This window comes from Corynebacterium sp. HMSC069E04 (assembly GCF_001813175.1).
GTDB classification, from domain to species: Bacteria; Actinomycetota; Actinomycetes; order Mycobacteriales; family Mycobacteriaceae; genus Corynebacterium; species Corynebacterium aurimucosum.
The window spans coordinates 1-13863 of the sequence record NZ_KV811699.1; the positions used below are offsets into that span (position 1 = coordinate 1).

The window sequence follows — 13863 nt, forward strand, 5'->3', positions numbered from 1 at the left end:
GGACTCGTGCGATCGATTTTGGTAACCGGTTGAGACGCGGGTAAACGGCAAGGATGACCAATATGCAGGCTAACGCTGGAAGCATCAACGCAGCATTGAAGTAAACAAGCCCAAATGCAAGTGTCAGTAAGCCCGGCCCGCTCAATAGCGTGGCTAGGAAGAAGTCCCGATAAAGCTGCTTTGAGTCAGCTGAGATGGGAGGCTGGGACCATGCATGCCACGACTGCGCCAGTGTCTGCACGGCGATGACCGACATCGAAAAGGCAGCCGCCACCGCGCCAGGCCATTGCAGTGGCATATCAGAAGACGCAGTACAGCTAAGCATTACCACCACGATGAGGACGAATTCTACGGAGCGCTCCATGCGGTCAGCTTCGTGGCCATAGCGAGCCCGCAGCAGGTGCGGTAGAACTACGAAAGCCATTCAATTCTCCTGGGCTTAAGGACAATTCCAGACAGCTCCAGAAACCTTTTGAAGGGATACTCACCTAGCACGTCAACTGGAGCACCCTCTGCAACCACCTTGAGCTGCGAAAAAACCTTGATTTCCTCCAGTCGGAGACTCAACTGAATGTCCTGCGTGGATAGTACAACGTGGGTGCCAGCTTCGCTCAAGCCCTTCAGGATGTCGAAGATAATCTCTTGCGAGACGGCATCCACAGTCTCCAGTGGCTCGTCCAAGTACAGCCACTCCGGGCGCTCCATTAACAGTGTGGCCAACGCTGTCTTTTTATAGTTTCCCGCCGAGTAGGTGGAAATGTTTCGGTCGAAAGCGCCATCAATAAGCAATGCGGAACACAGCTCCTCCGCACGCCCCTTTGGGTCCGCGATGTTACGCATTGCACCCACCCGCCACAACAGCTCCACCGCGCTGAGTTCTAGCGGAATATTAGGGTAGTCAGGCAGGAATCCGCCACCGCTATTTCGGTGCAATTGCTTTAAATAAGTGGTCTTTCCAGACCCATTGACGCCGATTAGGCCAGTAATCATGAGTATGAATCATAGCGAGCTATTGGCCCTGCGAATGAAAACATCCGCAGGGCCAACTTTTACCAAGCTTTCGGTGCGTTAACGAAATTCAAAATCAGGATTCCGCCAAGCACAGCGCCGCCAATTACCCAAGGCATAGTAAGCCCTCCTTTCATGTTTGTACGTCAGTGAAAGAAATCCACCGAAAGATACTCTACACATAGAGAAGGGCGGAAAATTGTTAACAATCGTAAAATAAATCCAATAATTTCAGGCGCGCGGCTCCGCAAACAAACGAGAAACGAGCATTAAAAATAGAGCACGGCCTAACGCCGTCTCTTCTGCGCACGCCGCTGTGCTCGATTGAGCGTAGGGGCTGCTGCGACGGTCTGCGCATCCATCACATCCGCAAAATCTCGAATAGCCGCAATCAGGTCATGATGCTCCACAGAAACCCCAAACTCTCGCCCCACAACCAAATCATGCGTGAGTTCACGCACCACCCTCGTTGCATCAGACAACTCCTCCGAGCGCGTCCGAAGCATCAACACAGCCTGGGTTCGCGCCTACTCTAGTGCCGCCTGATGCTCCCGCTCGCGACGCTCGCGCGACGCAGCTGCGCGGCACGCGCCGGAGCACCACTGTACGGGCCGACCACGCGGATCCAAGCGCTCCGGGATCGGTTTTCCGCACCGCCGGCATGAGTGCTCGCGGCGCGCTGTGCGCCCGTCTAAGCGGTTAAAGACCTAGCGACGGTACCCACGGAGGGCTGGGGTTTCTGCGCGATTGAGTACGCGAGGACTGAACCGGGGCAACCGAGCCGGACGGCTCGGGCGGCAGCCCAGACCGAGCACTTGGAGTTGGACAACGCACCGGTTGCGATATTCCTTTTCCGCACGACCGAAATACGGGACGTGCAAAGGAGGACCGATGAACAATCCCCACACAAGTCTTAGGCGACTTTCTGAGCTGCGCTCGCTCATGCTAGGCGCTGCCCTGGGCGCGATTCTTGCCGACCCCATGGCCACGATCCACAGCTGGAACGAGCTGCTCGACCTACTCGTCTTCTGACCTTAACGGCAACACACTATATGCACTCTTAGTGTTAATCGGGTCGTTGGCACGAAATGGTACCGTTAAAGCATGACCGAACCGAAGCAAGAAATACGCCGCTGCCTGGTGTGCAATAGGGAACTTGTCTACTCCGGTTCTGGGCGCAGGCCGCGCTATTGCTCGTCATCTTGTCGACACCGAGCGTGGGAGATTCGGCGTGCAGCTGATGCCGGTTTAGTGGATCGTCAGGCCGTAGAAATGCCTACAGTTACGGTCGAAAAGGAGCGTCCCTATAGCCGTTCTGGAGTCGCTGACTGGTTGATGGAACACCCAGATCGCATGGCGAATGTGCTCCAGGAGTTGCCGAATAGTGAGCAAGTTGTGACGGCCTTGAAGCTGGCTATCTTGCGCATTCAAGGCAACTTAAAGGTTGAATCCATGGGCTGGAAATCAGAGAACGCTACACCGCCTGTGCTTGAAGTCGAAGAGCTTTCTGGTGTGGTTGACCCGGATTCGCCGGAGCTTGCGTCGAAAGACTCGAACCTGACTGTCGTGGCCTACAACGGCCGGAAATTCATTTTGCCGGCCGGCATGAGTCGGCAGAAGCGCCGAGCATGGCTGAAAAAGAACGCGGTTTCAAGTGGTGGATGCATCACTTGAATAGTTCTTGGATTTTCTCTTCTGGTGTGTACCAGTTGAGGACTTTTCTGGGGCGCCCGTTGAGTAGGTCTTGAATCTGCTGGACGCCCTTATCGGTCAGGGTACTAAAGTCGCTTCCTTTGGGTAGGAAGTCTCGGACTAGCCCGTTGGTGTTTTCGTTGGTAGGACGCTGCCAGGGTGAGTGCGGATCGCAGAAATAGACTGCGAGCCCACGCTCGATGCTCAGCCTGTCTACTTGGGCTAGTTCCACACCCTGGTCCCAGGTCAGTGTTTTGGTGATGTTGCGTATTTTGCCAGTAAACATCTCGATTAACTTATCGACAGTCGTGGCGGAATCATGCACATCAAGTTTGCGGATCATGGTGTAGCGCGTACTGCGCTCCACGCAGGTCACAAGGGCCGTTGTGCCTCCTTGGCCGATGATGAGATCGCCTTCCCAATGCCCTGGAATAGCGCGGTCTTCAACGCTGGCAGGGCGCTTGCTGATGCGGTAGTCCTCACCAATCCAGCTTCGATTACCGCGGGCTGGCAGGCGCGATTGCGACCTTCGGCCGGTACGCCCAGAACGCAGGGCTTTTTCTACCTTCAACTCCTGGCGCAAGGCACCTTTAGCTTGGATGTAGAGAGCTTGGTAGATGGTTTCATGACTAATCGACATATCCCCACCTTTACCGAAGCAGCGGGCAAGAAAGTTTGAAATCTGCTCTGGTGACCACTTCGTGTTCAACCCCTCGATGACAAAGGCCCGCAACTGCGGGTTGGTATCGAGTTTACGGGGTTTAGGCCTGGCTAAACGGTCTACAGCCCGCTTTTGCGCCACGAGGGCATCGTAGCCATGCTCAGTCATCCCACGAGCGATTTCTCTACTAATCGTCGACTGATTCCGGCCAAGCTGGGCTGCAATCTCACGATGAGAATGGCCCTGCTTCAGCAGATAGGCTATCGCTATCCGGTCATGGCGGATAAGACGCTTTCCGCGTCCTACCTTCGATTCGGATTCAGTGGGATGATCATTGAGTACCAAACGCCCAGACATGCGATTATGGTGCCACGCTTTTACTGTTTCAGCGCAGCGATCAACTACCTGGCCGGCTTCCTTATAGCTTTTGCCAGCATCAACAAGTTTCAAAGCTTTAGCAATGCGATCCCGCTCAATTTGTATGGCTCCACCGCGACTGTTGTTGGCGAGTTCAATACCGTCTTGCGCAAGGTATCGGTAAGCCGTCTGTGGGAAACCTGTCTCTTTCAGTGCGCTATACGCAGACTGGCCGCTTTCTACAAGAGCAACGAGCTTTTGGTATTGATCTTTGTACTTATCCTCATTCAGGCTCCGATGGCGCTTGCCGCGGCTAAGTCCCTCAGCCTGACGCCACACCCTCGCCTGAGCCTTCGAGACCCCCAACTCCTTGAGGATCACCGCCATCGGACGCGCATCATGCAGATACGCCTGCACATACCGCTCACGTAGCTTCTCATCACCGGACATCTACACAACCTCCCAGCTGTATAGATGCATTCACCACCTGAACTCGCCACGCGGGATAAATGGTGCGCTGGCAGATTAAGCACTCTTTGCTTGGACTTCTTTGACGTATCGGTGCACGGTTCCAACCGAGCACCCAAGCTCTTTGGCGATAGCACGCATCGTCAGGCCCTGAGCGCGAAGCTCGGCGACCTTTGCACGCTTCTCGTTGGCGCGCGCGAGATAGTTTTCGCGCGGGTCACTCGTCCAGCGAATGATTGTGTTTGTTGAAAAACCAGTCTTTTCTACCAGTTCGCGGACTGTTTTTCCGTTACGAGGAATTCGAGTTTCAGCCATTAATAGCCTCCTGGAGTGCTACCTGTCGAGATGGTCCCCAGCGCTTTTCCGCGCTCTTTTTCCCGCGCTGAGATTGGCGCTGGCGCAGCCAGGTATCGACATCAACAGGCGCGATATTTCTCCACGTCCAGCGGCTGACAGAGCGAGCCAGATGGGTCACCTCATTAGCTGATAGAGGGCCGCGTGCGTACTCAGCGCCGATATGATTCTCGTTGCGCAGGGTGGCTCGGTCGTGAACAACTTGCTCCCAGTCCAGGCGCCCTTGCTGGCTGGTGCCGTATGAGCCGCGACGTGGGTAAGCCCATTTCCGCAGATAGTTGAAGAGATCCACGTTCCGTCCGACGCCTGTGACCGTAAGTGCCTTGTGGTCGTCGTAGCGCGGTAGCGCGTTGATTTCGGAGAGCGCAGCAGCGAGCTCTTTTAAGCCGTAGACAGCTTCGGTCGACCCCCACAGCGGCAGGTGCGCGGTGGTGCATTCAGGGTTCTTGGTGATGCGCCCGGCAAACGCCGGGTCGCCGCCGAGGACTCTGGTCAGGCCGGCTTCGACACGTGCGAGCAGATTCACTGGGCGGCGGTTTCCGGCGTTCGACAGGCAGACAGGCGCGCCCAGGGCGTAGACGATGTGTCCACCGCGGGTGTGCGGGTTTAAGGCTGTCCAAGACGGCACACCCCAAATTGGCGTCGAGGTGTGCACACCCTTATGAGATGATCGGTTCATAGATAAAACGCTCAGAAAAATTTTGGTCTGCTCGTCATCGTCGAGGTCGTCCTGTGGGGGCTCATCGTCGCCGAATGCTGGGACAGCGTCCTAGCCTTCGCCTGTGGAGCCGCATTCTTTGGGGTACTCCTGGTGCTGCCGGTGGACAATAGCTAGGGATACTTCTGTACAAGGTTTTCTTCACGTAGGGTTTTATCTAACTGCCTAGCGGCAGGGGAACCGTATATTGCTTACGGCATGTTCCACTTTGCAGTTAAATAAGTCCGGCTTCGCGCAGAGCTTTCAGATGGCGATTAGCTTGCTGACGGGTGATGCCCAATTCCTGACCTACGGTTCGTCCTGACGGAGTCTTTCCTGTCTGCGTCAAGATGTCCATCGCTGTTGCTAGCACCCGTCCGCGGGTACCTTTTCCACGACTCTGTCGAAGTGCGTTTGCGGCCTGAAGCTTTTTGCGCTCTGTCTGCGCATATTCGCCATCAGGGTCTTCCTTCCAGCGTTGTGCGGCCTTCTTTCCGCCTCTGCGGCCCATTGTGGCTAGTGCTTTGCGTTCGCTGCTGGTAGCTTTTCCTGGCGAGCTAGAGCCGCTGTAGGCCTCGCTCTTGGACTGGGTGACGTACCCGCGTACTCGCCTAGCCATGGTTTGGCGGTCACGCATGGGTGGCATCTCGTTGTCGCGTCCTGCGCCGCCGTGGGTGTGCGCGATGTTGTAGGCGTGTTCGTAGGCGTCGATAATTGCGGCATCAGTGAGGCGTTGGCCTTGTTGGCGCAGTCGGTGTCCGGTCTTAAGTGCGTGTCTAAAGGCTGTTTCGTCGCGTGCTGCGGTACCCGGGGTAATCCAGAGCACTCGTACCCCGTCAATAAGCTCTGGGTCGTACTGGTCGAGACCATCAGCGATTTCTGCGTCTACGTCCTGGGCTAGGGCTTTGAATGCTTGGGCCTGCTCACGACGAGATTTAACCGCGTTGATTAGTTCTCTGCCTGAGGAAAACTGTTGACGCGGGGTGGGGTTGAACTGGTCGTATCCTGCCATGTCCCTTACCTGCTTTATCAAGTCTCCAAGCCGCATCACTCGGTTGTGCTGTCTGTACCAACGATAAGCGGTAGGAGCTTTTCCCGTATAGAAGGGGTTGCGGCTAAATCGGTGGGAAAAGTGCGGGTCGTGGTCTAATAGCTCGCCTAGTACGCGTGTGGTTGCTGCCAGCAGCTTCATCTGCGCAGATTGACCATCTCGGTCAGCGTAGACGGGGTCGATAAGCCAAATCAACTGTGCTTTGCCGTTAGTCGGGTTGATTCCTACCCAGGCTGGCCCGATGTTGTGGGTGATAAGTGAGCGCACCACGTCGAGGACATAGGGGTTCAGGTTTGCGGGGTCGCCGCCGGCTGTTCCTATCTGGTCAACGTCGACGACCAGGACGGCGGCGTACTGCTTACTGGTAAGCATGACGTATTCGCATCGTCCTAGAGCATCGGTGTCGAAGCGGTACATGCGTGGGGAGTTCGTTCCGTCGGGTTTACGGATGTATGCCTTGGAGAAGTCACGTCCGATAGACCCGTGGAGTACCTCGCGGCCTAGATGCTCGCGGAGTTGATCGCGGTCGCTGGCGGATGCTGGGGTGTTATCCAGTCCGCCACGGTCTATTTCGACACGGGTCGGCGTTTTAATGTGCGCAAAGTGCGCTTGAGTAGGTAAACTCACGGTCATGCTTTCTCCCAGGTTGCGCTGGGCGATAAGCGAAAGTCACTGGGCGGGCACCCAGTGACTTTCTTCATTTTCAAAGGGCTTTCACCGGCGAAGTTTAAATGACAACGGTGTCATTTTCCAGTGGCGACACGCGAAAGTATGCAGGTTAAAGCACTTTTTGCACCACCCCGCGCACCAGTGATGGCAGATGTCGCTGCACCACATCCCCTAACTGGTGAGATGCTTCTCCCGATGGACTAGTCGGCCTGTATTAAGGAGACGTTCTATTGAGGGCAGTAAGCAATCACCCACCCACCTTGCTCATCGTCTAGCGGCATCGTTAGGTACAGGCCGGGGTTCTCTTGAAAATAGGCGATGAGGCTAGCATCAATAGTCTCCGAGGAGTGCCGTACTGGTTGGTTAGAAGTGCTCTGTCTGGATCGCGCGGTTAGTAGACGCCACCCGTCGCACTCGTCTGTGAGGTTGGGGCCGAAAAACTCCGTCAGTGGTGCCTCATCGAATGAGGTGGAATACAGCTCACCCGCCGCATAAGGAGTACCGCCAGGTCGATCAATGATGAATGGCTTCCAGAACGCGAATAGGTCACCGGCACTGTTTGTGAGGGTCATGGTTTCACGCTAGTCGGTGTGGTGGACACAGGTGTTTCGCTATCGAACAACCTCGCAATTGTTGAGTTAGGAAGCACAGTGGAGCACCACTAGTTTCCCGTATCCAGTCTGCAAATGCCTCACAACAGACTTTTCGATAACTGTTTTACTGGAACGACCAATAGCGTGGACTGCACCTACCGGAACAAGACCGAGCATGGTTGTGTTGTGCATTGGTTCCCGGCAGGGTGGCTTTCCAACAACTAAATGGAAAGCCACCCTTCTTCTCTTTTCTCGCCACACCGAAACAGCGCTCTGTTTCAGTACTTGGGACGCAGTATGGTCAAGACATGACCAGGCCTGACCAGGGTGACCACAGGGGTGACCAGACAGCTGACCACGCAGGTGTTCACCTGACCACGTGGTCACCCCGAAAAGCCGCCGAGGAAACTGGGGTAAGCCGCAGCACGATCATGAGAATGCTGAAAAAGGAAGAGCTTCCCGGAGCAAGGAAAATAAACGGGCAGTGGGCAATTCCGGTAACGTCCCTCGGGGCTGCGGGGTTGCGCCCAGGAAAGCCTGCACCCGCCGAAGATTCGGCTGTCCAGAAGGGTGACCACAGGGGTGTTCAGGGTGACCATAAGGGTGACCATGAACATGTCCGCACAGGTGACCAAGGTGACCATCTGAACACCCTTAATCTGCGACACAAACTCGAACTCGCAGAACTGCGCGAGCAGTCTCTTCGCAAAGAATTGGAGGCTCAAAAAGTCCTTGCCTCGGAACGCGCAGCCCGCATCGAAGACCTCCAAAAGGCCCTACTGATGCTAGAGCGCGGCTCATCCGACACCCCAGCCCCCGAAACATCCCCCGAACCGTCGAGGCAACCTACCGACGACAACACTGCAGACTCAGAAACTCCCGCCGTGCTCTCCTCAGCAGAAGCAGAGACTGCACACGAGGAAGAACCCAAGCAACCCCCACAGCAAGGATTCTTCGGCCGCCTTCGCGGCCTATTTTCCTAGCCAGTTTCGAATGATCTCCTGGGCGTGACGCAACACCGTCCCATCCGAATTTCCTGACCGGGCCGCGGCGTCCATTGCATCAAAAACTCGTCTGATTCAGCCCATCGGGAAAGCTCGTCAAAGCACGGGTCAACCAACTCGGGCTTCGTATCGTTAGCCATGCGACCTACACACCTTCATCTGCGAATGTTTCCAAATATGTTGTTTTCAAGGTAGCTGCCTAATGTTGCGACCGGCTATTTGGTAGCAGTGTCGTGACTATCCGGTAGCGCTTCAGTGGGTTTCTGGTAGCAGCTCAGGGTGCTCGGGATGATACTTCCGGTAGCCGCACCACTCGGGTGCGGCGTGTACTGGAAGGAGTCCGCTTATGCCGGATTACCGTGCGGTGATGACGCTGCTGATTAGGAAGCGTTCTTACCGCCAGATTGAAGACCAGCTCGGGTGCTCGCACCGCGCGATTTCCCGGGCGAACCAAGCGCTGCGAAGCCTTGGCCTAACCACTGCCCAGCAGGTCGCGGCGCTGACGAATGACGAGCTGGACGAGATATTCGTTGATAAACGCACCAGCGGGCAAGGCGAATTCGTCCCGATTGACTTTGACGCGGTCGTCAAAGCACGCACAGGGCGTGTGAAGCAAACACTGCAAGTATTGTGGGCTCGCTACACCACCAACCCCGCCCAGCCGGGCCAGCGCCATTACAGCTACGACCGATTCCGCCAGCTGGTTGCCTCCCATGTCGATGCAGCCGGGCTTACCGCCCGGATCACCCATGCACCAGGGCATACGATGCAGGTGGATTGGGCAGGGACCAAGATGAGCCTGTACGACCCTGCGGGCACACAGGGTGCGAAAGTCAGCATTTTCGTCGCCTCGCTGCCGTATTCAGGAATGCTGTTTGCCTGTGCGTGTGTTGACCAGCGGCAGCAGTCCTGGCTTGATGGCCACCGCCAAGCGTTTGACTACTTCGGCGGGGTCTGCCAGGTTGTTGTCCCCGATAACGCGTCGACGGCGTCGAACGCAATCAGCACTGCCGATAGGAATCGGAAGGTCAACGACACCTACCAGCAGTTCTTGGAGCACTACAACACAGCGGCACTTCCCACACGCGCGCGTCGGCCGAAAGATAAAGCGAATGTGGAAGCTGCGGTAAAGATCGTCACGCACAAAGTCATCCACGTCCTTGAGGGCCACCAGTGCGTTGACTTGGACGAGCTCAACGGAAAGATTGTGGGCTTGGTCGACGCGATCAACACCTCCGTGCCGTTTCGCAGTCAGCAGTCAAGCCGCAGGGATCTCTTTGAAGCACACGAACAGCGTCTGCTTGCCGATCTGCCGGCAACCCCGTGGCAGCACACCGAGTGGAAGCGTGCGAAAGTAGCCCCAGATTTCCATATCACGGTTGCAACCGTGCGCTACTCCGTCCCGCACCAGCTTGTTGGCCGCACTGTCGATGTGCGCATCACCGGGCAAGTCTTGACCGTCTTTGACCAGGGGACAACCGTAGCAACCCACCGGGTTTCGCATAAGCGTGGGGCCTATGTCACTGACTATGAGCACATTCCATCTGGAATGGACTCCACCCGTGGACTGTGGACAAGCGACTACTTTTATCGCGAAGCCAGCAAAACCGGCCCGGCAACACGCAAGGTCATCGAAGAACTCATCGCGGCGAAAGCCATCCCGGCCCAGGCGTACCAATCCTGTAGAAACGTGCTGTCGATGGGCAAACACGGCAACAAACCAATCCTGGAAGAGGCATGCCAGCGCCTGATGGCCAACAACGGCAGCCGACGAGCGGTGTCATATACCGCGGTCAAAAACATGATGGCCGCCATACGCAAAGAACACGCCACACGGCCCCGCGGCTGTGACCAGCCCACGCGCAGCACCACAACCAACCAATCCACCGCCCCTGCAGTCTCCGACAGGGATACCACAGGCGCGTTTCTCGGCGGTGCAGACCAGTTCAACATGGACAACCTCGTTAAGAAAGGAAACTAAAGCCCATGTCATCACCAACCCCGCCAACAGATCGCTTCCTTGACGAATCCGTTCTGGCCGACTTCACCGCGCTGCGGATGACTGCCTTCGGCAGAAGCGTTATCGACATCGCCAACGATCCCGCATTCGACGCATGGACGTTTTCCCAAAAGGTGCTCTACGCACTCGATAAAGAAGTCGCGGCCAGGCGTGAACGACGCATCAACAAACTGCTGAAAGCATCCCGATCGCCGAACCTTGATGCTTGCCTTGAAAAGGTAGTCTGCACGCCTGACCGCAACATCAACCCCGAGCAAGTCAGCAGACTCGCTCACGGACAATGGTGCCACCTGGGCCAAAACATTGTCATCCTGGGCAAATCCTCAGTCGGCAAAACCTACCTCGCCCAAGCCCTGATCACAGCAGCATGCCGCAACGACTACTCCGCACGGTTCTACCGCACCGACATGCTTGCCGCCGAACTGGCAGTCCTCCAACCCGAAGACCCCATACGGCTGAAGTTCATCCAGCACCTCCACGACGTCGACGTCCTGGTCTTAGATGACTTCCTCACCACACCTATTGATGCCGCGACCGCGCACCAACTTCTCAACATCCTCGCCGGACGAGAAGGCAAAGTCTCAACGATAGTGACCTCACAATTCACCCCACTGGAGTGGTACAAGTCCATCCCCGATGCCGTGATCTCCGAGTCAATCCTCAACCGACTCGTCTCCGGCGCCGAGATCATCACACTCGAAGGACCAAACATGCGCCTCACCACCAACGCATAACCACCAACAACGCCTGAGTGAGACACCGCTACCGGATACTCACTCAGGCGCTACCAGATACTCACCACACCGCTACCATTTCAGTCTTCTGAACAGCCTAACTTGAAATGTGTCCAAATATGTTGTCCTTAAACTGCGAAAACGTAAAACCCGCCCTTCCTAGACGGGATAGGAATGTACCCAAATATGTTGTTGCAGCCGGTGTGTCTCGGCGGGGGGCCGAGGCACACCGGAACCGACTTTCGGCAGTGATCAAACTTCGATCCGGTGGCCCCACATATAGAGAAAGAGCTGACTCTAAGTCAGCTCTTTCTCTCTGCTTCTTAAGAAGCGACGTTTAGTCACCCAACAAATTTCGAATCTGATTCAGAACATCAGCAGAGTTATCTTCTGCGATATTTCCAAGCAAAGAATCTCCAGATTCCGTGGGGTCTTGAATTGCTCGGACGATTTTTCCGACCTGCGAATCTGCTAGTACCAAACGAACCTCGTCATTACCGCGCGGATTCTCATTGCTATCTAAAACGTAACTAGGGAAATACTCTGCGCCAATACCTCGCACCTTGGTTGCCAATTCTTCAAGAACTCCTTTTCCGAGTCGCTTGTAATCAGCAGCGTCGCGCAAGGTAGCCAAAGTTACTTTTAGAACTCCAGCATCAGATAAAGAATCACGTATCTCGTTAAAATTTTTGTAAGTGCTCATTTTATACTCCTTTTACTTGTATTGCTTAACTTACACAACAAATTATACACACTCTGGCTATTATTGTCAAGTGATTGTGCACAAAATTATCACAAATTAAAAAATAAACTGCCCAGTAAATTGAAATAAAATCAGTGAGCTGGAAGTTTTACGGTGAGCACAGCAGGTGGGCGGTTTACCGCCCACACTGCGCGTTACACGCGCAGTTAAAGGGCGCCGTGCGCCCGAAAGCGGTGGCGCGCAGCGCCTCCACTAGCGGCACGAAGGGGCGCCTATTCCAGGGGACCCGCACAGCTTGCTGTGCGGGGTAGGAATCGCGCCCCGTAGAGCCGCAGCGACAGAGTGGCGAACTGGGCCAAGGGACCCGCGCTATTCCAGCTCGCTTGCGAGCGCAGAATCGTGTGGGAGAGGACCAGGACGCCACGGCGGAGCGCCCCCGAAAAGGGGAGCAAGAGCCGAGGATTTATCCTCGGAGTGAGCGCAGCGAACGGAACCCATCGCACCACTGCGCGTCGAAGAAAAAGCATCGCCCGCTAAGCCCCCCACACACTCCCTATAGTGTGGGAGCTACAAGCCAAGGCTCGAGGTCGCGACTCCACGAAATTTTACGCTGCGACCGACCACGTCCTCCCTCTTCCCGGCTCCGCGAAAACGCGGCATCAATACGTGTCCGCGTTCCTGTATCCGCGACGTACCACATGACCCGTTGAGCCAGAGGGAGGTAGTCGGCATCCGGTAAAAGCTCATACGGAATCAAAGACGACTCATACACCCAGCTGAGGTGTCTATACCGTTTCGTGGTTTTACGTGAACGCTCGACCTCAACGGCCCACGCCCCAGTGACTTTCGGGATCATCAAGTGCAGAAATTGCTTAGATGAGCTGTCTCTTGTTGGCCATCGCTCGGGTTGTTCCTTACTTGGTCGAGGTTTTCTAGCCGCAGGAGCACAGACCAAGCTATTGGAGTCGTCAACGCTATCCGGCAGGGATAAAAAATCCGGATAATAGTAGCGCTTGGCATCTGCCTTATACCTATCGATAGCGTATATCGGGTGGTGAGTTCCTTTACTGAGGTGCTTACGGTCCTGGGCCTTCATCACTCGCTCGCTTACGACTGTGTGCCCATAAATTGCCCAGGATAGAGCTGAAATCCATAACCAAAAGCGTGTGTGCCAGGGTTCCACCTGTGTTAAAGCGAGGAGGCTTGAAGTCCCCGACAACATTTCCTTTATCAGTAATGTGCGTCCATCTACTGTGCCTGCACCCCTTGCTGGTGATGGTGAGGATGCTGGGAAAGCCCGTGAAAACGCTTTTATCGTCAATGAACCCTTTATCGCGGAGCACACGAAGACGTTTAGAGGCTCCCGAATGATTAATCCCCCACAGTCTGGCAACGTGGTCGCGCGTCATAGCTCCAAAAGCCACCAACCAGTCAAAAAGGAGCCGATCCCGCTCGGTTAACTCAAATTTCTTGGCCGCGCGAAACGGCCATCGCCGCCGGTCTGATACGTGAATAATCTTCACCATGTAGTAATAGTCGCACTAGAGTGTGCACACCATCGAGCGTCGGTACTTTTCTCCCCCTTAGGCCTTCTGTTCTCGGCGTAGATACAATCAATTCGTGCACACCCCATTAACTTCTATCGAAATCTGCGCAGGCGCTGGCGGCCAAGCGCTCGGCCTCGAAAGAGCCGGTTTCAACCATCTTGTAGCTGTAGAAATCGATGATTAGGCGGTAAAGACTTTGCAGGCCAACCGACCAGAGTGGAATGTCATACAGGCAGATGTTCTTGATTTCGATGTCAGTCCCTATGCTGGAGCAGACCGGTTACCAAAATCGATCGCACGAGTCC

At 55.4% G+C, this 13863-nt stretch carries 13 protein-coding genes; 6 read left to right on the forward strand and 7 right to left on the reverse strand.

Features of this window, described 5'->3' with window-relative positions; translation table 11 throughout:
• Together HMPREF2896_RS11360 and HMPREF2896_RS11365 are read right to left on the reverse strand one after the other, a co-directional pair.
• A partial coding sequence (locus HMPREF2896_RS11360; protein ID WP_141754786.1) for a hypothetical protein occupies positions 1 to 424 on the reverse strand: 424 nt, incomplete at its 3' end.
• The gene (locus HMPREF2896_RS11365; RefSeq protein ID WP_070509711.1) at positions 412 to 990 is read right to left on the reverse strand and encodes an ATP-binding cassette domain-containing protein; all 579 of its coding nucleotides are present in this window, start codon (positions 988 to 990) and stop codon (positions 412 to 414) included. The genes HMPREF2896_RS11360 and HMPREF2896_RS11365, both read right to left, overlap by 13 nt.
• 909 nt (positions 991 to 1899) lie before the next feature.
• Here HMPREF2896_RS11365 and HMPREF2896_RS12890 point away from each other — a divergent pair.
• Together HMPREF2896_RS12890 and HMPREF2896_RS12735 are read left to right on the forward strand one after the other, a co-directional pair.
• Entirely contained in the window at positions 1900 to 2040 is a 141-nt protein-coding gene (locus HMPREF2896_RS12890) for a hypothetical protein (protein ID WP_168165695.1), read from the forward strand.
• Positions 2041 to 2112: 72 nt separating this feature from the next.
• The gene (locus HMPREF2896_RS12735) at positions 2113 to 2682 is read left to right on the forward strand and encodes a hypothetical protein (protein WP_141754787.1); all 570 of its coding nucleotides are present in this window, start codon (positions 2113 to 2115) and stop codon (positions 2680 to 2682) included.
• On the opposite strand, the gene HMPREF2896_RS12550 is transcribed toward HMPREF2896_RS12735, so the two are convergent.
• The 4 genes from HMPREF2896_RS12550 to HMPREF2896_RS11395 all read right to left on the reverse strand — a co-directional run bounded on the left by HMPREF2896_RS12550 (position 2675) and on the right by HMPREF2896_RS11395 (position 6921).
• Positions 2675 to 4168, reverse strand: a complete 1494-nt coding sequence (locus HMPREF2896_RS12550) for an IS30 family transposase (protein WP_083311494.1) — start codon at positions 4166 to 4168, stop codon at positions 2675 to 2677. The genes HMPREF2896_RS12735 and HMPREF2896_RS12550 overlap by 8 nt on opposite strands.
• 75 nt (positions 4169 to 4243) lie before the next feature.
• A complete protein-coding gene (locus tag HMPREF2896_RS11385; RefSeq protein ID WP_070719569.1) occupies positions 4244 to 4501 on the reverse strand; it encodes a helix-turn-helix transcriptional regulator in 258 nt (85 codons plus the stop codon).
• Positions 4494 to 5219, reverse strand: coding sequence for a replication initiation protein (locus tag HMPREF2896_RS11390; protein ID WP_083311495.1), 726 nt, complete (start codon positions 5217 to 5219; stop codon positions 4494 to 4496). Before HMPREF2896_RS11390 ends, HMPREF2896_RS11385 begins: the two co-directional genes overlap by 8 nt.
• A gap of 253 nt (positions 5220 to 5472) precedes the next feature.
• Positions 5473 to 6921 (reverse strand): replication initiation protein, encoded by a 1449-nt coding sequence (locus HMPREF2896_RS11395; RefSeq protein WP_246824025.1) that lies wholly within the window; start codon positions 6919 to 6921, stop codon positions 5473 to 5475.
• A gap of 937 nt (positions 6922 to 7858) precedes the next feature.
• On the opposite strand from HMPREF2896_RS11395, the gene HMPREF2896_RS12740 reads away from it, so the two are divergent.
• From HMPREF2896_RS12740 to HMPREF2896_RS11410, 3 genes are all read left to right on the forward strand, one after another.
• Positions 7859 to 8533 carry a helix-turn-helix domain-containing protein gene (locus HMPREF2896_RS12740; RefSeq protein ID WP_141754788.1) on the forward strand — a complete coding sequence of 225 codons (675 nt, stop codon included), beginning with the start codon at positions 7859 to 7861 and terminating at the stop codon, positions 8531 to 8533.
• A 367-nt stretch (positions 8534 to 8900) separates the two neighbouring features.
• The gene (gene istA / locus HMPREF2896_RS11405; RefSeq protein WP_070719572.1) at positions 8901 to 10535 is read left to right on the forward strand and encodes an IS21 family transposase; all 1635 of its coding nucleotides are present in this window, start codon (positions 8901 to 8903) and stop codon (positions 10533 to 10535) included.
• Positions 10536 to 10540: 5 nt separating this feature from the next.
• Positions 10541 to 11308, forward strand: coding sequence for an ATP-binding protein (locus HMPREF2896_RS11410; protein ID WP_046647029.1), 768 nt, complete (start codon positions 10541 to 10543; stop codon positions 11306 to 11308).
• Between the two features lie 337 nt (positions 11309 to 11645).
• On the opposite strand, the gene HMPREF2896_RS11415 is transcribed toward HMPREF2896_RS11410, so the two are convergent.
• Positions 11646 to 12011, reverse strand: coding sequence for a hypothetical protein (locus HMPREF2896_RS11415; protein WP_070719573.1), 366 nt, complete (start codon positions 12009 to 12011; stop codon positions 11646 to 11648).
• Between the two features lie 1620 nt (positions 12012 to 13631).
• Here HMPREF2896_RS11415 and HMPREF2896_RS13120 point away from each other — a divergent pair.
• Positions 13632 to 13742: a DNA cytosine methyltransferase gene (locus HMPREF2896_RS13120; RefSeq protein WP_141754789.1), complete on the forward strand. Its 111-nt coding sequence runs from the start codon at positions 13632 to 13634 to the stop codon at positions 13740 to 13742.
• The last annotated feature ends 121 nt before the right edge of the window (positions 13743 to 13863 follow it).

What these genes read in the sequence shown, in the direction of transcription:
- HMPREF2896_RS11390 (WP_083311495.1), bottom strand. Translation starts at nt 5,219, where the DNA reads ATGAACCGATCATCTCATAAGGGTGTGCACACCTCGACGCCAATTTGG.
- HMPREF2896_RS11365 (WP_070509711.1), bottom strand. Translation starts at nt 990, where the DNA reads ATGATTACTGGCCTAATCGGCGTCAATGGGTCTGGAAAGACCACTTAT.
- HMPREF2896_RS11385 (WP_070719569.1), bottom strand. Translation starts at nt 4,501, where the DNA reads ATGGCTGAAACTCGAATTCCTCGTAACGGAAAAACAGTCCGCGAACTG.
- HMPREF2896_RS11415 (WP_070719573.1), bottom strand. Translation starts at nt 12,011, where the DNA reads ATGAGCACTTACAAAAATTTTAACGAGATACGTGATTCTTTATCTGAT.
- HMPREF2896_RS12890 (WP_168165695.1), top strand. Translation starts at nt 1,900, where the DNA reads ATGAACAATCCCCACACAAGTCTTAGGCGACTTTCTGAGCTGCGCTCG.
- HMPREF2896_RS12740 (WP_141754788.1), top strand. Translation starts at nt 7,859, where the DNA reads ATGACCAGGCCTGACCAGGGTGACCACAGGGGTGACCAGACAGCTGAC.
- HMPREF2896_RS11410 (WP_046647029.1), top strand. Translation starts at nt 10,541, where the DNA reads ATGTCATCACCAACCCCGCCAACAGATCGCTTCCTTGACGAATCCGTT.
- HMPREF2896_RS12735 (WP_141754787.1), top strand. Translation starts at nt 2,113, where the DNA reads ATGACCGAACCGAAGCAAGAAATACGCCGCTGCCTGGTGTGCAATAGG.
- HMPREF2896_RS11395 (WP_246824025.1), bottom strand. Translation starts at nt 6,921, where the DNA reads ATGACCGTGAGTTTACCTACTCAAGCGCACTTTGCGCACATTAAAACG.
- istA (WP_070719572.1), top strand. Translation starts at nt 8,901, where the DNA reads ATGCCGGATTACCGTGCGGTGATGACGCTGCTGATTAGGAAGCGTTCT.
- HMPREF2896_RS12550 (WP_083311494.1), bottom strand. Translation starts at nt 4,168, where the DNA reads ATGTCCGGTGATGAGAAGCTACGTGAGCGGTATGTGCAGGCGTATCTG.